The organism is Clostridium sardiniense, assembly GCF_050584765.1.
GTDB lineage: Bacteria > Bacillota > Clostridia > Clostridiales > Clostridiaceae > Clostridium > Clostridium sardiniense_A.
The window spans coordinates 1,528,778-1,548,426 of record NZ_JBNOOR010000001.1 but is presented as its reverse complement, the minus strand read 5'-3'; the positions used below and the strand labels follow the sequence as shown (position 1 = coordinate 1,548,426).

General features: G+C 27.6%; 21 protein-coding genes. 18 read left to right on the top strand and 3 right to left on the bottom strand.

The annotated features are described in order from the left end of the window. Positions 1 to 14 precede the first annotated feature (14 nt). Genes cobJ through ACQPUW_RS07610 form a run of 6 tightly spaced genes read left to right on the top strand, consistent with a single transcriptional unit; the run spans position 15 to position 6,231 of the window. Positions 15 to 740 carry a precorrin-3B C(17)-methyltransferase gene (gene cobJ / locus ACQPUW_RS07635; RefSeq protein WP_430836860.1) on the top strand — a complete coding sequence of 242 codons (726 nt, stop codon included), beginning with the start codon at positions 15 to 17 and terminating at the stop codon, positions 738 to 740. Beyond that, positions 741 to 1,508, top strand: coding sequence for a cobalt-precorrin-6A reductase (locus ACQPUW_RS07630; protein WP_430836859.1), 768 nt, complete (start codon positions 741 to 743; stop codon positions 1,506 to 1,508). 28 nt (positions 1,509 to 1,536) lie between these two features. Next, positions 1,537 to 2,481 carry an adenosylcobinamide-phosphate synthase CbiB gene (gene cbiB / locus ACQPUW_RS07625; RefSeq protein WP_430836858.1) on the top strand — a complete coding sequence of 315 codons (945 nt, stop codon included), beginning with the start codon at positions 1,537 to 1,539 and terminating at the stop codon, positions 2,479 to 2,481. Beyond that, the gene (cobD, locus tag ACQPUW_RS07620; protein WP_430836857.1) at positions 2,481 to 3,563 is read left to right on the top strand and encodes a threonine-phosphate decarboxylase CobD; all 1,083 of its coding nucleotides are present in this window, start codon (positions 2,481 to 2,483) and stop codon (positions 3,561 to 3,563) included. Before cbiB ends, cobD begins: the two co-directional genes overlap by 1 nt. Continuing rightward, the gene (locus ACQPUW_RS07615; RefSeq protein WP_430836856.1) at positions 3,553 to 4,698 is read left to right on the top strand and encodes a hypothetical protein; all 1,146 of its coding nucleotides are present in this window, start codon (positions 3,553 to 3,555) and stop codon (positions 4,696 to 4,698) included. The genes cobD and ACQPUW_RS07615 overlap by 11 nt, the downstream gene beginning before the upstream one ends. Positions 4,699 to 4,728: 30 nt before the next feature. Continuing rightward, complete coding sequence (locus ACQPUW_RS07610; protein ID WP_430836855.1) at positions 4,729 to 6,231, top strand: cobyric acid synthase; 1,503 nt, start codon at positions 4,729 to 4,731, stop codon at positions 6,229 to 6,231. Positions 6,232 to 6,267: 36 nt separating this feature from the next. Here the strand turns inward: ACQPUW_RS07610 and ACQPUW_RS07605 are convergent, their stop codons facing one another. After that, positions 6,268 to 7,182 carry a patatin-like phospholipase family protein gene (locus ACQPUW_RS07605; protein WP_430836854.1) on the bottom strand — a complete coding sequence of 305 codons (915 nt, stop codon included), beginning with the start codon at positions 7,180 to 7,182 and terminating at the stop codon, positions 6,268 to 6,270. A gap of 153 nt (positions 7,183 to 7,335) precedes the next feature. Here ACQPUW_RS07605 and ACQPUW_RS07600 point away from each other — a divergent pair, with 153 nt between their 5' ends. From ACQPUW_RS07600 to ACQPUW_RS07570, 7 genes are all read left to right on the top strand, one after another. Continuing rightward, positions 7,336 to 7,755, top strand: a complete 420-nt coding sequence (locus ACQPUW_RS07600; protein WP_430836853.1) for a hypothetical protein — start codon at positions 7,336 to 7,338, stop codon at positions 7,753 to 7,755. A 193-nt stretch (positions 7,756 to 7,948) separates the two neighbouring features. Then, positions 7,949 to 8,878 carry a ribokinase gene (gene rbsK, locus ACQPUW_RS07595; RefSeq protein ID WP_430836852.1) on the top strand — a complete coding sequence of 310 codons (930 nt, stop codon included), beginning with the start codon at positions 7,949 to 7,951 and terminating at the stop codon, positions 8,876 to 8,878. 5 nt (positions 8,879 to 8,883) lie between these two features. After that, positions 8,884 to 9,279 carry a D-ribose pyranase gene (rbsD, locus tag ACQPUW_RS07590; RefSeq protein ID WP_430836851.1) on the top strand — a complete coding sequence of 132 codons (396 nt, stop codon included), beginning with the start codon at positions 8,884 to 8,886 and terminating at the stop codon, positions 9,277 to 9,279. 14 nt (positions 9,280 to 9,293) lie between these two features. Next, complete coding sequence (locus ACQPUW_RS07585) at positions 9,294 to 10,796, top strand: sugar ABC transporter ATP-binding protein (protein WP_430836850.1); 1,503 nt, start codon at positions 9,294 to 9,296, stop codon at positions 10,794 to 10,796. Positions 10,797 to 10,838: 42 nt separating this feature from the next. Then, a complete protein-coding gene (locus tag ACQPUW_RS07580) occupies positions 10,839 to 11,774 on the top strand; it encodes an ABC transporter permease (RefSeq protein WP_430836849.1) in 936 nt (311 codons plus the stop codon). 21 nt (positions 11,775 to 11,795) lie between these two features. Then, on the top strand, positions 11,796 to 12,701 hold the full coding sequence (gene rbsB, locus ACQPUW_RS07575) for a ribose ABC transporter substrate-binding protein RbsB (RefSeq protein WP_430836848.1): 906 nt from the start codon (positions 11,796 to 11,798) through the stop codon (positions 12,699 to 12,701). Between the two features lie 115 nt (positions 12,702 to 12,816). Then, a complete protein-coding gene (locus ACQPUW_RS07570) occupies positions 12,817 to 13,818 on the top strand; it encodes a LacI family DNA-binding transcriptional regulator (protein ID WP_430836847.1) in 1,002 nt (333 codons plus the stop codon). 45 nt (positions 13,819 to 13,863) lie between these two features. Here ACQPUW_RS07570 and ACQPUW_RS07565 read toward each other — a convergent pair whose 3' ends face one another. Beyond that, on the bottom strand, positions 13,864 to 14,259 hold the full coding sequence (locus ACQPUW_RS07565) for a (deoxy)nucleoside triphosphate pyrophosphohydrolase (protein WP_430836846.1): 396 nt from the start codon (positions 14,257 to 14,259) through the stop codon (positions 13,864 to 13,866). Between the two features lie 255 nt (positions 14,260 to 14,514). Between ACQPUW_RS07565 and ACQPUW_RS07560 the strand changes: the two genes are divergently transcribed. The 3 genes from ACQPUW_RS07560 (at position 14,515) to ACQPUW_RS07550 (ending at position 18,114) form a co-directional block, all read left to right on the top strand. Next, positions 14,515 to 16,989: a polysaccharide lyase 8 family protein gene (locus ACQPUW_RS07560; protein WP_430836845.1), complete on the top strand. Its 2,475-nt coding sequence runs from the start codon at positions 14,515 to 14,517 to the stop codon at positions 16,987 to 16,989. A 245-nt stretch (positions 16,990 to 17,234) separates the two neighbouring features. After that, on the top strand, positions 17,235 to 17,465 hold the full coding sequence (locus ACQPUW_RS07555) for a TIGR04540 family protein (RefSeq protein ID WP_204594316.1): 231 nt from the start codon (positions 17,235 to 17,237) through the stop codon (positions 17,463 to 17,465). Positions 17,466 to 17,679: 214 nt separating this feature from the next. After that, positions 17,680 to 18,114, top strand: coding sequence for a hypothetical protein (locus tag ACQPUW_RS07550; protein WP_204594315.1), 435 nt, complete (start codon positions 17,680 to 17,682; stop codon positions 18,112 to 18,114). 132 nt (positions 18,115 to 18,246) lie between these two features. Here ACQPUW_RS07550 and ACQPUW_RS07545 read toward each other — a convergent pair whose 3' ends face one another. Continuing rightward, positions 18,247 to 18,741, bottom strand: coding sequence for a CarD family transcriptional regulator (locus ACQPUW_RS07545; RefSeq protein WP_430836844.1), 495 nt, complete (start codon positions 18,739 to 18,741; stop codon positions 18,247 to 18,249). Between the two features lie 273 nt (positions 18,742 to 19,014). Here ACQPUW_RS07545 and ACQPUW_RS07540 point away from each other — a divergent pair, with 273 nt between their 5' ends. Beyond that, on the top strand, positions 19,015 to 19,359 hold the full coding sequence (locus tag ACQPUW_RS07540) for a hypothetical protein (RefSeq protein ID WP_430836843.1): 345 nt from the start codon (positions 19,015 to 19,017) through the stop codon (positions 19,357 to 19,359). Positions 19,360 to 19,498: 139 nt separating this feature from the next. Beyond that, positions 19,499 to 19,645 carry a hypothetical protein gene (locus ACQPUW_RS07535; RefSeq protein ID WP_430836842.1) on the top strand — a complete coding sequence of 49 codons (147 nt, stop codon included), beginning with the start codon at positions 19,499 to 19,501 and terminating at the stop codon, positions 19,643 to 19,645. The last annotated feature ends 4 nt before the right edge of the window (positions 19,646 to 19,649 follow it).

Genomic DNA, 19,649 nt, shown 5'->3' with positions numbered 1-19,649 from the left:
AGGAGATTAAATTAATGGGAAAATTATATGTAGTAGGAATTGGTCCAGGTGGACTAGATCATATGACAATGAAAGCAAGAGATACAATATTAAATTGTGATATAGTTGTTGGATATACAAAATATATAGAAATGGTACGTGACTTAATAGGTGATAAAGAAATATATCAAACTGGTATGAGAGGCGAAGTTGAAAGATGTAAAAGAGCATTAGAACTTTCAAAAGAAAAAGATGTTTGCTTAATAAGTACTGGAGATTCTGGAATATATGGTATGGCAGGTCTTATATTAGAACTTAAAAATGATGAGGAAGTAGTTATAGTTCCAGGACTTACTGCATCAAGTGCAGCAGGCTCAGTAGTTGGTGCGCCACTTATGCATGATAATTGTAATATAAGTTTAAGTGATTTAATGACTCCTTATGAAGCTATAAAGAAGAGAGTTAAGCTTGCAGCAGAGGGAGATTTTATAATATCTTTATATAATCCTAAAAGTAAAGGTAGACCTGAGTATTTAAGAGAATGTTTAGATATAATTGCATCTTATAGAAATGGAAACACTCCAATTGCAGTTGTAAAAAATGCTCTTAGAGATGGTATGGAATATACTATAACAACTCTTGAAAAGTTTGATACTGAAATTGTTGACATGATGAGTATAGTTATAGTTGGTAATTCACAAAGTTATATTAAAGATGATACATTTATAACACCTAGAGGTTATAAAATAGAGGACAAATAAATGATAGGTTTTATATTAGGTACTTCTGAAGGTAAGAAAATTTTAAGAATGATGAATAGATATACTGATAAAATAGTTGTATCTACAGCAACAGAATATGGTGGTGAGTTACTTAAAGAATATAAAGTAGCGCATTTAAATACAAAACCATTAGATAAAGATGGATTAATAGATTTAATAAAAAACTTTAATATAGAGGTTTTAGTAGATGCATCACATCCATATGCAACAGAAGTAAGTAAAAACGCAATGCAAAGCGCAAAAGATTCAGGAATTGCTTATATACGCTATGAGAGAGAAGGCGTATTAAGTAGTTCAGATTATAAAAATATAATAAAAATTCAAGGATATAATGAGTTAAAAGAAGTCTTAGAAGAAATTGATGGGAATATATTAAATACTACTGGAAGTAGAAATATAGGAAATATACTTAAACTTAATTGTAGAAATAGAATTATACATAGAATTCTGCCATCCTCTAAGATACTTCAAGAGGTGTTAGATTTAGGAGTTGACCTTCAAGACGTTATAGCTATTAAAGGTCCTGTAGGCTATGAACTAAATAAAGGGTTTATAGACCAATATAATGCGAAGGCAATAATAACTAAAGATAGCGGAACAGCTGGTGGAACAATTGAAAAATTACAATCTGCCATAGATAGAAATATAAAGCTCATTGTTATAGATAAACCTAAAATGAATTATGGAGATACTTTTTATAATGAGGCTGAATTAGTGGAGTATTTAATAAAAAGATATAATTTTTAAGATTATATAATAAATTAGGAGCTTTAACATGATTGAAATAATAATAGGATATATATTAGATTTAATAATAGGAGATCCTCAAAATCCATATCATCCAATTAGGGGAGTTGGAAAGGTAGCTAAACTTAGTGAGAGTGTATTTAGAAAGTTATTTAAAAAACATCTAAAGCTTGCAGGGGCAATAACTTGGGTTACAGTTGTATTAATAATATTCTTCATTAATTTTATAATTATAAAATTGTTAGGTAGAATAAGTCCATATGTAGCTATGGCATATGAATCTATAGCAATATACTTTTGTTTATCAACAAAGGCTTTAAAGGTTGAGGGATTAAAGGTAATAAGATATTTAAAGGAAGATAATATAGATAAAGCTAGACATCAGTTATCATATATAGTTGGAAGAGATACTGATAAATTAGATGAAGAAGGAATAACTAGAGCTGTTGTTGAAACTGTTGCTGAAAATATGTCTGATGGAATAATAGCCCCATTATTCTTTGCAGGTATTGGTGGAGCACCACTTATATTTGCTTATAAGGCAGTAAATACAATGGATTCTATGTTCGGTTATAAAAACGATAAATATATGGATTTTGGTTATTTTCCTGCTAAATTAGATGATGTATTTAATTATATACCTGCAAGACTTTCTGCATATTTAATAATAATATCAGCTTTTTTATTAAGATTAGATTATAAAAATGCCTTTAAGATTTATAATAGGGATAAAAGTAATCATACAAGCCCAAATAGTGCTCATCCAGAATCAGCAGTAGCTGGTGCTTTAGATATAAGACTTGGAGGTGCAAATTACTACTTTGGAAAGCTAGTGAAAAAGCCTGAAATAGGAGATGGAATAAAGAAAATAACCGTAGATAGTGTTGATATGGTAAATAAAATTCTATACTTAAGTTCATTTTTAGGTGTTATACTAGCTTGTAGTATAAGTATAATTATTGAGGTGATTTAATGATAAAGTCTGTTCATGGTGGAAACATTGATGAAATATGTAGAGTTTATAATATAGATAGAGAAAGTATTACTGATTTTTCAGCTAATATAAATCCATTAGGGCTTAATTTAAATATAAAAAATTCTATAATAGATAATTTAAGTGATGTGGTTAATTATCCAGATATAACTTATTATGAATTGAAAGAAGAAATAAGCAAATTTGAAGAAATAAAAAAAGAAAATATATTTTTAGGCAATGGGGCAGCAGAGTGCATATTTAATTTAGCACGTGCCCTAAATCCTAAAAAAACATTATTGCTAGCCCCAAGCTTTTCAGAATATGAAGAAGGGGTTAAAAGCGTTTATGGAGATATAGAATATTTTCTTTTAAAAGAAGAGGATGATTTTAAACTAACAGATGAACTTATAGAAAAATTAGATGAAAGTATAGATCTTTTATTTATATGTAATCCAAATAATCCTACAGGCGTTATAACTGATAGAAGTTATTTAGAAAAGCTTATAAAAAGAGCAGAGAAGTTAAATATTTTTGTTGCAGTTGATGAGTCTTTCTTAGATTTTGTTGATGATAGAGACAAGTATTCTGTTATGAATTTAATATATAAATATTCAAACTTAGTAATTATAAAATCTTTAACTAAGTTTTATGCAATTCCAGGGCTAAGAATAGGATTTGGAGTTACAGATAATAAAGATTTACTTGAAAAGATAGATAGAGTAACTATGTCTTGGAATGTTAATACATTAGCTTCTATTGCCGCGATATGTGGTTTAAAGGAAGATACATATAACAAAGAAAGTATTGTTTATGTTAATAAAGAAAAAGAATACTTATATAATAATTTGAAAAATATAAAGAGCTTAAAGGTGTTTACTCCATCAGTTAATTTTATATTTTTTAAGATAAAAGAAGATATAGATTTAAAAATGGAATTATTAAAGTATGGAGTATTAATAAGAAGTTGTAATAATTATATAGGATTAAATGATAAATTCTACAGAATCGCTGTTAGAACAAGAGAAGAGAATGAAAAAATTATTAATGCATTAAGTAAGGTTTTTAATTATGAAAGATAAAAAGGTATTAATAATTTTAGATGGATATTTTGAAAATACAAAGAATATAAAGGAAGTTATAGATTCTGAATTTAAAGATTTAGAATCTATAACTAAATTTTCTTCTAGAGGTAGCTCAGATAATTCCATTATGGGGTATGATGTAGATAGCTTAAATTGTATATTTAATATTTTAGGATATTCTCCTACAGAAAATAAAATATATGAGAGAGCTTATTTTGAAGCGCTATCTAAAGGCTATGAACTTAAAGAAGATCAGTCTGTATTAAGATGTAATTTAGTTAAAATTGAAGATAATAGATTAAAAGATTTTACTAGCGGTTTATCAAAGGAAGAAGCTAGTTTTATTACTTATAAGTTTATAGAGAATCTTAAAAATCATCAAAATCTAAATAAAGAGTTTAAAATGATTCATTGTGATGCCTATAGGAATTTACTTTTTATAAATAAGAATTATGATAGTTTGAAAGATATTATTTTTTCAAAGCCCCATGATAATACTTACAAAATATTAGATGATATAATGCCTAAAAGCGCTATTAATGAAGGTGATGAAGAATTATTAATTATATTAGAATTTATGAAGTATTCATATAATTATTTTAAAAGTATAGGTTATGAAGGAATAATGATGTATCCTTGGGGAGTATCTAAGAAAACGTATTTAGATTCAATGAAAGAAAAATTCAAACTAAATGGAGCAGTTATTTCTGGCATTGATTTAGTAAAAGGAATGGGCTTATCCATAGGATTAAAAAGCATTAATTTAAGTAATGCTACTGGAGATTACGACACTTCATTAATAGAAAAAAGAAATAAAGCAAAAGAAGCTATAGATAAGTTTGATTTTTTATTGATACATATAAATGGTTGTGATGAATTATCTCACAGAAAAGATACAGCAGGAAAAGTGTTATTTGTTGAAAAGATATTTGATGAAATGATTAAGCCACTATTAAAATATATAGAATATAATCATAACGAATATTCTATTCTTATAACAGGAGATCATATAACTAATTCAATAAATGGAATGCACGAAAGAGGCGAAGGTGAATATCTTTTCTTAAGTTCTGATTATAAGGATATAAAGTTTAAAGGATTAACACAATTGATAGAATTACTTCTTTTATAAAAATAAAACTATTTAAGAGGGAGGGATAAGATGAAATCAAAAGGAATAATGTTACTTGGTACAGCATCATCAGTTGGTAAAAGTACATTAGCTACAGCAATTTGTAGATATTTTACAAATAAAGACTTAAAGGTTGCACCATTTAAAGCTATGAATATATCATTAAACTCTTTTGTTACAAAAGATGGGCTTGAAATGGGAAGAGCACAAGTTGTTCAGGCAGAAGCTTGTAATATAGAGCCAGAAGCTTTTATGAATCCTCTTTTATTAAAACCAAATGGAGGAAAAACTCAAGTTATAGTGAATGGAAAAGTTAAATTTATAATGGATGCTTATAAATATAAGGAAATAAATAAGGAACTAAGAAAAGAAGTTTCTAATACATATGATTCTATAAAAAATAATTATGACTTATTAGTACTTGAAGGCTCTGGAAGCTGTGCTGAAATTAATTTAAAAGATACTGATATAGCTAATATGGCTATGGCTAAAATGGCAGATGTACCTGCTATATTAGTTGCAGACATAGATAGAGGTGGAGTGTTTGCATCAGTTGTTGGAACGCTTATGCTTCTTGGAGAAGAAGATAGAAAAAGAGTAAAAGGTGTAATAATAAATAAATTTAGAGGAAGAGTAGATTTATTTAAAGATGCCATGAAACAATTAGAGGATATAATAAATATACCTGTTCTTGGAGTGATGCCTCACTGCACATTAGATATTGAAGATGAAGATGGAGTAAGTGATAAAATACTAAATAAGAATAGTAAAAAGGGAAATATAGATATTGCTGTAATAAAGCTTCCTCATATGTCAAACTTCACTGATTTTAATAATTTAGAAAGAATGAGTGATCTAAGTGTAAGATACATTAAACGTGTTGAGGAGTTAGACGATCCTCATATGATAATAATACCAGGAAGTAAGAACACAATAGATGATTTAAAGATTATAAAAAATATAGGTTTATACGATAAAATTAAAGAGCTTCAGGCTAATGGAACTCTAATCTTTGGAGTTTGTGGTGGCTATCAAATGCTTGGAGAAAAGATAATAGATGATGAAAAAATTGAAGGTGATACTTTAGAAGAATTAGGATTAAATTTATTAGATTTTAAAACTAAGTTTAATAAAGAAAAGACAACAATTCAAACTAAGGCATTTATTAAAGATAAAAATCCTTTAAATGAATATATTTCAAATATAAGATTAGAAGGATATGAGATTCATAATGGAGTAAATGAATATAAAGAAAATGCAATTCCATTTATTTGTGATGAAGAAAATAGAATAATTGGATCTATAAATAAAGAAGGTACGGTTATAGGAACATATCTTCATGGAATATTTGATTCAGATGAGTTTAATTTAAGACTTATAGAGTATATAGCAAAAAGAAATAATATATCAATAGAAGGTATTGAAAAGAAATCATCTTATAAACAACATAAATTAAGAGAGTACGATAAATTAGCAGATTTGCTTAAAGAGAATATAGATATAAAGAAATTAGAAGAGATTATAGGTGTATAAATGAAAGAACATCCTAAATTAGGATGTTCTTTCATTTTATTTTAAAAAATAATTTTCAATATACTTATAAGCTTCTGTTAAATCAAGACCACTAGCTAATTTTTTTAGGTCATTTACTTTTTTATAATCATCCATTTCAATTTCATTATCTAGAATAGGATTTATTCTAAAAAAATTATTTTTAAGAAGTTCTTTGCAATACATATCCTCTAGAGGGATTGTGTCATTTAATAAAATTGAAACTAAAGGTTTTTTTGCCTTTAGAAATGGATTATAAGCCCACTGTGCAATTCCCCACTTTGAAGTATCTCTTTTTATACTACAAGGAGTTACTCCAGTACCAATTGATAGAATTCTAAAATCAGAAAAATCTAATTTAGGTTTGTGTAATTTTAAAATTTGTATTAAAGCAGTTGCAGTTGGCATATTAGTAACGACAGCACCATCTATAAAACCATTATGAGATGGAAAGTATGTTGGAGCTGCAGAACTGGATAAAGCTACATCTATTACAGAATAGTTTGATAGATTATTATTTTTTGATATATTATTAAAAAATACAGGTTCCCAGCTTTCAGATTCTAGACCAATTACATTAAAAGATGGAATGAAGACATATTTATTTAAATCTTTTAATTTATAGTTTTCATCAAAGGCTGAATTTATTGTATTTTTTAATCTTTTATTACTATACTTAGGTCTAAAAATATTTAAATGATTTGGAGTGAAAATATTTTTTATATTATCATAACTATATAGATTATCAACGTCATCACCATCTTTACCTAAAGCTAATAATAGAGCTATTAGTGATCCTGTTGAAACACCAGCATAAAGGTCAGTCTTATTTAATATTTTTGGGTGCCTATCACAAAGTCTTTTAAAGATTCTAGCTGATAATGCTCCACGGACACCACCACCATCAAAGGAAATAATTCTAAATGCGCACATAAAATTCTCCTAAATTAAACTATATAAATAAAATATTTAATAAGAATTAATTATGTGATTATTTGAGAAAATAAGAATTAATGATATAATAAAAGAATTGTTATAAGAAAAATATAACTAAATAAAATAAAACAAGAAAAGTGAGAATATTAAATGGAAAATTTTCAATTAGAAAGAAAAATTAAAAAACTTGATAAAGAAATAGAAGCACTTAAAGTAGCTTTAAAATATTTATCAAATGAAGATGAAATTAAAGAAGTTAGAGAAGAGCTAAATAGAGAGAGACAATTTATGGCAGATATGCTTTATGCAAATGATGCAAAAGCTTTTGATAAGTGCCGTGAAATGATATTAAATGAAATTGATAAAGAAATTAAAGAAGAGGATCAAAAGAAACTTCTTGAAGATATTAAAGAAGTTTACGGAAGACAATATCCAAATGCATCAAAAGAAAGTAATGGATTAAATGCTTGGCTTAAAAAACTTCTTGTAGATTTTGAATGGAAAGAAAATCCTGAAGATGATTGGGCTATATTAATAATAAAAAGATTATTACCAGTAAAAAGAAAATAAAGTTTAAAATAATGAGCCGTATACTTATGTATACGGCAATTTTATTTTCTATAAAAATAAAAAGAATGATGATTAATAAAGTTTTATAAAAATAATTAAAAAAATTTTAAAAAATATGTTGAAAAACGTTTACAGATGTATTATTATATAGTTAATCGATTTAGTGAAACGATTTAGTAGGAAGGTGAGTTAAATGAATAAAGTTTGCGTACTTGGAAGTATAAATATGGATTTAGTTATAAAAGTTAATGAGATGCCAAAGGAAGGTGAAACAATCCTTTCAAAATCTTTTGAAAAGATTGCAGGTGGCAAAGGAGCTAACCAAGCAGTTGCAGCAAAAAGATGTGGAAATATGGTTTCTATGATTGGAAAGATTGGTAGAGATGATAATGGACAAATCTTAAAAACTTTATTAGACGAAGAAGGAATAGATACAAGCTTAATATTTGAGGATGATAATGAGCCAACAGGAATGGCCATGATAACAGTAAATAATAGAGGAAATAATTCAATAACTGTTATATCAGGATCAAATATGACTTTAAATAAAAGTGAAATAGATAGATCAAAAGAAGTAATACAAGATAGTGATATTTTAATATCTCAATTTGAGACACCAGAAGAAATTACATTAGAAGCATTTAAGATAGCAAAAGAAAATAATAAAATAACTATCTTAAACCCAGCACCAGCTAAGAGTATAGATGAAGAGTTATTAAAGTATACAGATATAATAATTCCAAATGAAACTGAAGCTGAGCTTTTAACAGGGATAGAAGTAAATGATTTAGAAACTGCAAAGGTAGCATCAAAGGAATTATTAGAAAAGGGAGTAAAGTTTGTAATAATAACTTTAGGGTCAAAGGGAGCCGCTGTTATAAGCAAAGAAGATGGACAAGTAGTGCCAGCATTTAAAGTTAATGCAGTAGATACTACAGCAGCAGGAGATAGTTTTATTGGTGGATTAAGTTCAAAGCTTGATACAGAAAACTTAGGTTTTGAAAATTTATTAAAAGCAGTTAAATTTGGAAACAAAGTTTCTTCAATAACAGTACAAAGAGAAGGAGCACAACCTTCAATTGCAAGACTTGCAGAAGTTATTGAGGTTTATGGAGAGGAGTAAGACTTATGAGAAAGACAAAATTATTAAATAGTGAAATAGGAACAGTTATATCAGAGATGGGACATACTGATTCATTGGCAATAGGTGATTGTGGATTACCTATTCCAATGAATGTTAAAAGAATAGATTTAGCTTTAATTAAGAATTTACCAACATTTATTGATACATTAAAAGCAGTTCTTTTAGAGTTAGAAATAGAAGAAGTTATTATAGCAACAGAGACAAAGGATGTAAGTCCAGAACTTTTCTTAGAAATAAAGAAGGAAATAGGGGACGTTAAAATAACATTTATAAGTCATGAAGGTTTAAAAGAGGAACTTAAAAATTGTAAGGCAGTTATAAGAACAGGAGAACAAACACCTTATGCAAACATAATTTTAAAGTCAGGAGTTGTCTTCTAAAAGGAGGAATTTATATGGATTCAAAAAAACCAATGTTAAAGATGGAGGGTGTGAGTAAATCATTCCCTGGAGTTAAGGCCTTAGACAATGTAGATATAACAGCTTATGGAGGAGAAGTTACTGCACTGATGGGAGAAAACGGTGCAGGTAAATCAACTCTTATGAAAATATTAAGTGGTGTATATCAAAAGGATGAGGGTAAGATATTCATTCAAGGAGAAGAAGTACATATTAAGGGAATAAAGGCAGCAGAAGAGCTTGGAGTTACAATAATACACCAAGAACTTAGTGTAATAAATAACTTAACTGTTTGCGAAAATATATTCCTTGGCAACGAAAAGGTTAACAAAGGAACTGGAAGAATAAATAAAAAGCTTCTTGTAGAGAGAAGTAAAATGTTTTTAGAACAAATTGGATGTAATGTAGATCCAAATGAACTTGCATCTAATTTAAATGTTGGAGAAAAGCAAATGATCGAAATTGCGAAGGCTCTTACAAAAAATGCAGCAGTTATAATAATGGATGAACCAACAACAGCACTTACTGATGTTGAAACAAAGCAATTATTTAAGGTAATAGACAGTTTAAAGAAAAAAGGTATAGCAATTATATATATATCACACAGAATGGAAGAAATTTTTGCAATATGTGATAGAGTTGAAGTTTTAAGAGATGGAAAGTATGCAGGCAATGCATTAGTTAAGGATATTGATAATGATAAACTTATAACTATGATGGTTGGAAGAAAGATAGAAGATCAATTTCCATACAGAGAAACTAAAAAAGGAAAAGCTATATTAGAAGTTAAGAATTTAAGTTCAAAAGCTGGAGTAAACAATGCAAATTTTGAGGTTAAAGAAGGAGAAATTCTTGGGATTGCAGGACTTATGGGATCAGGTAGAACAGAGCTTGCAAAGACAATATTTGGAGCTTACAAAAAGACTTCTGGAACAGTTAAGATAAATGGGAAAGAGCTATCAGGCGGCAGTATACAAGAAGCTATTAAAAATGGTATATGCTATCTTTCAGAAGATAGAAAAAGAGAAGGATGTGTACTTAGTTTATCTGTAGCTGATAATATGACAATCTCTAATCTCACAAGGTATGAAAATAAATTTGGTGCATTAAATATAAAATCTGAGATGGATGATGTAAATGAATACATTAAAAAGATAAGGATTAAAACACCAAATCCACAGCAACTTATGAAAAATTTAAGTGGAGGTAATCAACAAAAAGTTATCTTAGCAAAATGGCTTATGTTACATCCAGAAGTTTTAATAATTGACGAACCAACTAAAGGTATTGATGTTGGTGCAAAAAAAGAAATATATGAATTATTAAATGAGCTTAAAGAAAGCGGAAAAGCGATAATTATAATTTCTTCAGATATGCCAGAAGTACTTGGAATAAGTGATAGAATAATGGTTATGAGTGAAGGAAAGATAACTGGTGAAGTTTCAAGAGAAGAGGCTACACAAGAGAAAATAATGAAATTAGCAGTTGGAATAAATTAATTATTGAATATTAATTTTTACGAATGAGAGGAGTTTTAAATCATGAAAGAAAACTACAAAGAATACTTAGATAAATATAAATCCTTAATCGGTCTAGTACTATTATGTATAATAATAACTTTTGTAACTCCAAGTTTTTTAACAGTAGCAAATATAACTAATGTATTTACACAAGTTTCAGTTAATGCAATTATAGCAGTTGGTATGACTTTTGTTATCTTAACAGGTGGAATTGATTTATCAGTTGGATCAACTCTTGCAATTAGTGGAGCACTTGGAGCTTCAATTATTAAATCAACAAATAATATATTCTTAGCAATAATAGTTGCGGCTATTGTGGGTATTGTTATAGGTCTTGTAAACGGTATCCTAATTGCTAAAGGTAAATTACAAGCATTCATAGTAACACTTGCAACTATGACAATATTTAGAGGTGCAACTTTAGTATTTACAAATGGTACTCCAATATCTAAATTACCTGAAAGCTTCTTAAAGATAGGTAATGCAAAAATAGGTTTTATACCAGTTCCAGTAATTATAACTATAGTAATAGCGGCAATTTCAATTTATATATTATCACAAACTAAATTTGGTAGATACTTATACGCTTTAGGTGGTAATGAAGAATCAGCTAAATTATCAGGAATAAATACAGATAAAATAAAGGTATTAACTTATGTAGTATCAGGTTTTGTATCAGCAATAGCTGGTGTAATTATAACTAGTAGAATAGGGTCAGCTTCACCTAATGCAGGTACAGGCTTTGAGCTAGATGCAATCGCTGCAGTAGTAATTGGAGGAACTTCATTAGCAGGTGGAGAAGGTAAGATATCAGGAACAATAATTGGTGCTCTAATAATAGGAGTTTTAAATAATGGATTAAACTTAATGAATGTATCACCTTTCTACCAATCAATAGTTAAAGGTTTAGTTATATTAATAGCAGTTCTATTAGATAAAAAGAGTAGAAAGAAATAGGGTATTACGGAGGAAAAGAATATGAGAATAAAAAAGAGAGTAATTGCTCTTGCTTTAATTGGAGTATTAGCTCTAGGCTCATTAACTGGATGTATGAAAAAAGATAATCCTAAAAAAATTGGAATGGTTCTTTCAACTTTAAATAATCCATTTTTCGTTTCAATGAAAGAAGGAGCAGAAGCTGAGGCTAAAAAATTAGGTTTTGAATTAATTGTACTTGACTCAACAAATGATCCTGCAAAAGAGAGAGCAAATGTAGAAGATTTAATACAACTTGGAGTAACAGCACTACTTATAAATCCAACAGACAGTGATGCTGTAGTTAAAACTATAGAAGTAGCAAATAAAGCAAATGTTCCAGTGATAACTCTAGATAGACAATCTAACGGTGGCTTTGTTACAAGTCATATAGCATCAGATAACGTTGTTGGTGGAGAAATGGCAGCTAAATTCGTGTTAGATAAATTTAAAGATAAAGACAATATAAATATAGTAGAAATTCAAGGGATACCAGGAGCTTCAGCTACAAGAGATAGAGGTCAAGGATTCCATAATATATTAGATAAAGAAAGCAAAGCTAAATTTATATCAATACAAGCAGCTGACTTTGATAGACAAAAGGGACTTCAAGTTATGGAAAATATAATACAAAGAGATCCAAATATTCAAGTAGTATTTGCACATAATGATGAAATGGCACTTGGAGCTGCAAAAGCAATAAAAGCAGCTGGACTTAATACTATGGTAATTGGATTTGATGGAAATGAGGATGCAAAAGAAGCTATAGAAAAAGGTGAAATGAAAGCAACTATAGCACAGCAACCAGATGAAATTGGTGCATTAGGAGTAGAACTTGCAGCTAAGATTTACAATGGTGAAAAGGTAAATAATAATATTGCGGCAGATTTAAAAATTTACTCAAATTAAAAAGTTAGGAGCCTAAAATTTAATGGAGTTTTAGGCTCTTTTATTTACTTAATGTACAAAATTAAATGGACAGAAATATGGTATAATTTTAAATAATAAATTATGGGAGGAAACGATGAAAAAAACGACTTTATTAGATATAGCAAAGGCTGTTAATGTTTCAAAGACCACAGTATCAATGGTACTTAATAATAAAGAAAATAATATATCAAAAGAGACAAAAGAGAAAATATTTAAAGCAGCAAAAGAGCTAAATTATGTTCCAAATTACTTAGCTAAGAGTTTAATAACTAAAAAATCTTATAGTATTGGAGTTATAGTACCAGATATACAGAATCCATTTTTCAGCGAAATGGCTAAAGGAATTGAAAAGATAGCAGAAGAGAATGGATATAGCATAATATTATGCAATACATTAAATAGTAAGAAACGAGAGAATGAACATATTAGGCTTCTTATGAGTAAAGCTATAGATGGACTTATAATAGCACCAAGTGATGATAAAAATGAATCTTTTGCTATATTAGAAAGCCAAGGTATACCATTTGTAATAGTAGATAGGGTTGTTGAAAACTTTGAAAAGTTTAATGGAGTTTTCTGCAATAATGAAAAAGGTATAAGATTAGGACTAGATTATTTATATAATAAAAATAAAAGAAATATAGCTTTTATTGGAGGAAATAAAGAATATAGTACTGCTAATATTAGATTAAAAACATATATAGAAAAAGTAAACGAGCTTGGTATATATAACAAAGAATTTAATATAGAAGAGGATTTTTCATTAGAAGGTGGATTTAAGGCAACTAAGCGCCTTATAGAAAAAGAAATAGATGTAGATGCAATATTTTATAGTAGTGATGTAATGGCTATTGGTGGGATAAAATACTTGATTAGAAACGGATATAAAATACCAGAAGATATAAGTATATTAGGATTTGACAATATTGATATTTGCAATTTTATTGAACCAGAACTTACAACAGTAGCACAGCCTATATACAATATTGGGGAGGAAGGTATAAAACTTCTTCTTAGACTTATAGATAAAAAAGATATTAAAGAAAATATAATAGAACTAGAACCTTATCTAATAGAGAGAGGGACAGTAAAATAAAGAACAAGTATCTAATATGATACTTGTTCTTTATTTTGCCTATTGTTATTCAGTTTCTATAAGTGCATCTACAGCTTTAATATCGGCAGGAGTCCAAGTTAAATTTTTTAAATCTGATTTAGATACCCATTTAATTTCTGAGTGTTCAGTAGCTCTTGGTTCACCATTTATAATTTTGCAGCGTGTAGCAATTAAATTTACAATAACATCATCATATTCATAGATATTATCATTGAATATTTCTATAAATTCGATATCGCATAATAACTCTTCTTTAATTTCACGAACTATAGCTTCACCAATAGATTCCCACTCTTCAATTTTACCACCAGGAAATTCCCAAAGATTTGGATGACTCATACTAGGTGATCGAAGAGCACAAAGTATTTTATGATCTTTATTTTCTAGTATAGCACTAGCAACTTTGATTGTATTTTTCATAATAATCACCTCAACTAATATTTTATATCAATATAAATTTTATATAAATTAACCAAAGGTAAACATATGTTAATAATTATTATTATATATGTATTAAGAAGAATTTGTGGTGAAATATTAATACAATTCAAAAATAGATTAAAAAATTATCAGAAAATTATAAAAAATATATTGCAAATCGGTTTACTATATATTATATTTACAATAGAGGCTATATAGCTTTAGCAAATATTTAATAAAGGGGAGAATATTTTTATGAAAAAAAATAGGGAAGTTATAAAGGTTTTAGTAGTTTCAGCTTTAGTTTCCACTATATCAGTAACGAGTTTTATTAGCACTGAAGTAAATGCAGCTACTTTAAATCCTAAAAAAGCAGAATTATCTATAAACAAAGTAAGCAATGAAGAACAAGTCATTGAAAGTATAAGGCTTATGTGGAAGGATGATTTAACAGGGGGAAAGTCAATAGATTTAAATAATCCGGTTATAGCTAAAAAAATAAGTGGATATGTAAATCAAACAAAAAAATATTTGCAAAATATGAATGAGGATAAGTCAAAGGATTGGCTATGGGAAGAGTATAAAGATTATAAAGAAAATCCAGCAAGAATAACATCAATGTTCAATAATATAGTATCTATGTCAATGGCGTATAGCTTACCTAATGACACTTATTATAAAGATGAAGAACTTAAAGATAAAATAATATATGCTTTAGAGTGGATTAATGAAAACGCATACAACGATAAAAAAGAGCAGTATGGAAATTGGTGGGATTGGATGATTGGTATACCTGCTAGATTAAATGATGTAGTGGTATTAATGTATGATGACCTATCAAAAGAGCAAGTTGATAAATACATGAATGCAATACAAAAATTCTTACCAAGTATAGAACCTGGTAGTAAGTACCATACGGGAGCAAATTTAGCAGATGTATGCTTAAATAAATTATTACAAGGAGTTAATCAAAAGGATCCAGATAAAATAAAAGAAGCATCAGAGGATATAGTAAGTGTATTTAATTATGTAACTAGTGATGATGGATTTTATCCAGATGGTTCCTATGTACAACATGGAATAGTAGCGTATACTGGCTCTTATGGTAACGTTTTAATAAATAAAGTATCAAATTTGATGTTTTTATTAGAGGGAACGCCTTGGAGTATTAAATCTGATAATAAAAATAACATATATAAGTGGATATTTGAAAGTTTTGATCCAATTATCTATAAAGGATATGTTATGGATATGGTAAGAGGAAGGTCTATATCAAGGCCTAAAGATAATGGATATATTCAGGCAGCAGGAATTATGGAAGGTATGCTTAAGCTTTCAATGATTTCAGATAAAGAAACATCAGAAAAAATACAGAGCTTGGTTAAGGAATGGGCACAGGAGTCTTCAGATGTAATTGATCCTGGGGCTAGATTTAAATCTATAAATGCTATAAATACATTTTATAAGATTATGAAGGATGATAATGTTGTAGCATCAAAACAAGGTGAAAATCATTATGCATTAAATATGATGGACAAGACTGTCCACGAGAGAAGTGATTATTCCTTAGCAATTTCAAGAAGTTCAAATAGAATTAGTAAATATGAATTTATGAATAAGGAAAACTTGAGACCTTGGTTCCAGGGGGATGGAATGACATATATTTATAATAATGACTTAACACAATTTTCAGAAGATTTTTGGCCAACTGTTGATCCATATAGAATGCCTGGAACTACAGTTGATAGTAAAAAGAGAGCTGATAAAGAAATAATTCCAGGAGTTGATCCAGGTGCAACAGCCCAAAATGAAGTATATTATGAGCTTACTAATGAAAGCTGGTCAGGTGGAAGTAAGCTAGGCAAGTATGGAGTAGCAGGCATGAAAATAAGCAATAAGTATGATTCTTTAACTGCAAATAAAGCGTGGTTTATGTTTGATGATGAGATAGTTTGCTTAGGATCTGGAATAACAAATAAAGATGAATCTGATACAGAAACAATAATAGAGAATAGAAAGATTAAAAAAGATGGAACAAATAAGTTTATAGTAGATGGAAAAGAGCAGGTGCCTAGCTTAGGAAATAAAGAAGAGATAAAGAATGCAAAATGGGCGTATCTTCAAGGAAATGTTGCAAGTTCAGATATAGGATATTATTTCCCAGATGGTGAAGATATAAATATTTTAAGAGATAAAAGAGATGGGAATTGGCTAGATATAAATTCAGGAACATCATCTTTAGATAAAGAGGTAACAAACAATTATCTAACTATGTATGTAAACCACGGTAAAAAGATTAAGAATGAAGGATATAGCTATGTACTACTACCAAATAAGTCAAAAGATGAAGTGGAAAGGTATTCAAAAAATTCTAAGATTAAGATAGTTAGAAATGATGAAAAAGCAAGTGGGGTTAAACATACTGCATTAAATATTGAAGGAGCAAACTTCTGGGTAGATGGAAAAAATACTTCTGGAGATATAGCATCAAATAAGAAAGCTTCAGTAATTATGAAAGAAGATAATAATAAAAATTTAACAATTTCTGTATCTGATCCAACATTTAAAGGTAATAAGATATCAATAGAAATAAATAAGAGTGGAAAAGATATAGTTTCTAAAGATAATAGAATATCAAAGGTTAAATTAAAAAATGGAAAGATTACATTTGATGTAGATGTTAAAGATGCCAAAGGAGTTTCATCAGAGATTGTAGTTAAGCTTAAATAAATCTTAATATTTAATAGGAAAAGTGTGTAGGTAAAATCCTACACATTTTCTCTATAATATTTTTACAGGTTAAATAGTTTATTCATTTAATAAATATAAGAAAATGTGGTAGTATTTATATAGAGATATTAATAAAAAATATGAATATCTTTGCAGATTTTATAGCAATTTAAATAATAATATAAAATAATAATATAATATGTTATTATATAGATGATAAAATAATTAATACAAAGGAGTACATTATGAGAGCAGTTTACAAAAATCCAAAAGAATTAGCAACATGTTTAAAGGACTTAATAGATCAACATTTAGATGATCTTATAACTTATGAAAAACTAGAAGAAAAAATAGTTAGAATTGTTAAGGCTAATGGAAATAGTGTATATAAAGATGGACATATGCCTGTAAAATTATCTAATATATTAGGTGAAGAAAGAAAAGATATAATAGATAAAATAATGGCAAACAATTAGTTTAAAGAAATAGCTTTAAAGATTAATACATATTGAAGATGATTTAATAAAAGCATAAGTTTTGAAAAGTATTTTTAAAATCTTCTTTTTTAATGTATAATAAACAAGCAGGAAAAAATTAAGTGAGTAGAGCTAACTTCTTTTAAAGTTAGAGAGATTTATTTTAAATCCACTTAAGGTAGAGATATATATTTGAAAGAAGGTAGAATTAGGTATGGCAACTATAAAGATATTTAATAAAAAAATTCAATGGGATGGTTTAAATTTAACTTGCGTCATGGAAAGATATTTAGACACTAACAATATTGCGTTAGAAGTTTATGATGAATATGGCGAGTTTTATGAAGGCATTACATTAGATTATAAAGAAACATTACCAAAATCAAATAATGCTATTATAAATAATAGAAATGAATGTGAAGGAATATTAAGCGTTTTAACAGGAGCTAATATTGCTAAAGTTGTTGGTAAGATAGATGTTAATCTTTTAATGAGAGATTTAGTTGTTGTTAATAGCAGAGAATTTAAAGAAATTGATGAAGACTTATTTTTAGATTTTGCTAAAAGTTCATTTATGGATTTAAATTCATTTATAGCAGATATGAGCAAAGCTGAAGAAGAGGTTGCAGTAGATGAAACTGCTGAATAATATCATAAAATAAAAGATGTATTGGATTTTTCCATACATCTTTTATTTTATGAAAAAAAGAGATATAAATTTAAATAAAATCTTATTATATCTCTCTTTACTTTAAAATATATTCAATTATATGTACTTAACTTATATTAAAGAAAGTGAATTATCTAATAGAATAGTAGCTTCAGTATTAGATATTTCTTTACTTAAACATATTTCATTAATTAAAAATTTTTTTGTATTAGTTAACATTTGTTTTTCACTTGTATTTAAATTATGGTCTTTACTAACTTGAGTAAGATTAGATATTATTTCAATATAATCTTTTAGTGTACCTAATTTAAATTTTATAGTATTATCATGTAACCTCATCTTACAATTACTGCTATTTAATTCTTCTAACTCAGTAGAAAATTCATTAATATTATTAAGAGTTTTATCTAAGACACTAGGGTCACTTATTAATCTTAAATTACAAATCTCTGAACGATTAGCAGGTAGCATAAGTTTTAAGTTGTTATTAACTAAATGAATTCTATAATACTTCTGCATTTCACCTAAGAATTCTTTCTCTTCAACAACATCAATAATACCAACACCTTGGCTAGGATAAACAATTTTATCTCCTACATTAAACAAACAAAGCACCTCCAAAAAATAGTTACAATACTATTATAACACATTTGTTTAATTTTAGCGAAAGTAATTATTTTATCATATTAGAATATGCATGTCAATTATTTTATTTAGTTCCTAAATTTAGCTTAAAATTAATTTATTTGTATAAATTAATGGTTGATATTAGTTAGTTTAATAATAGATTTTATGTAAAAAATAATAAGAGAGGACATTAGATAAAATATATATGGTATAGTTAAATATGTAAGTAATTTTAGAAAAGAGGTACATAAGATGAATGAAAATTATATTAATGTATTAGAAGCAGCAAAAGAGCTGGGTTTAAAAGCCAAAGTAGTTACTTCAGTAAAATCCTTTGACAATTATAATAGTTTTTTTAATATATATGCAGATAGTGAAGAACCTTGTAGACGTATTGTTATTTTAACAGAAGACGAATATGTAGAAGAGGTGTATGACGAGGATCCAAGTATAGCAGTAAATCCTATGGAAAAGATAGATGGTAACATATGGATTGAGGAATTTCCTCTAACTACTAATCCAAATAGTATAATATTAGAAGATATAGCTGTACCAAAGGAAATTGTTGAAAAATTTAAGTGTGATAAAAATATATAAAGATATGTCGTAAGTAAATAGCGTTACATTATTATTTATATTACAAATATGTAATGTTATTGAAAGGTTATAAAATATGTGAAATAACATTGAAAATATATAATAAGTGTATAACAAAATAATAAAGAGAGGATAAAAGATGATAAAAATAAGAAATTTAATTATATTAGGAATTATAGTAATAAGTATAGGATTAATGTTATTAGAGCATGTAAATGATACTAGAAAGAAAGAAATAGATGAACAAAAACAATATATAAAAGCAACATATAAAGAGATAAAATAAAACA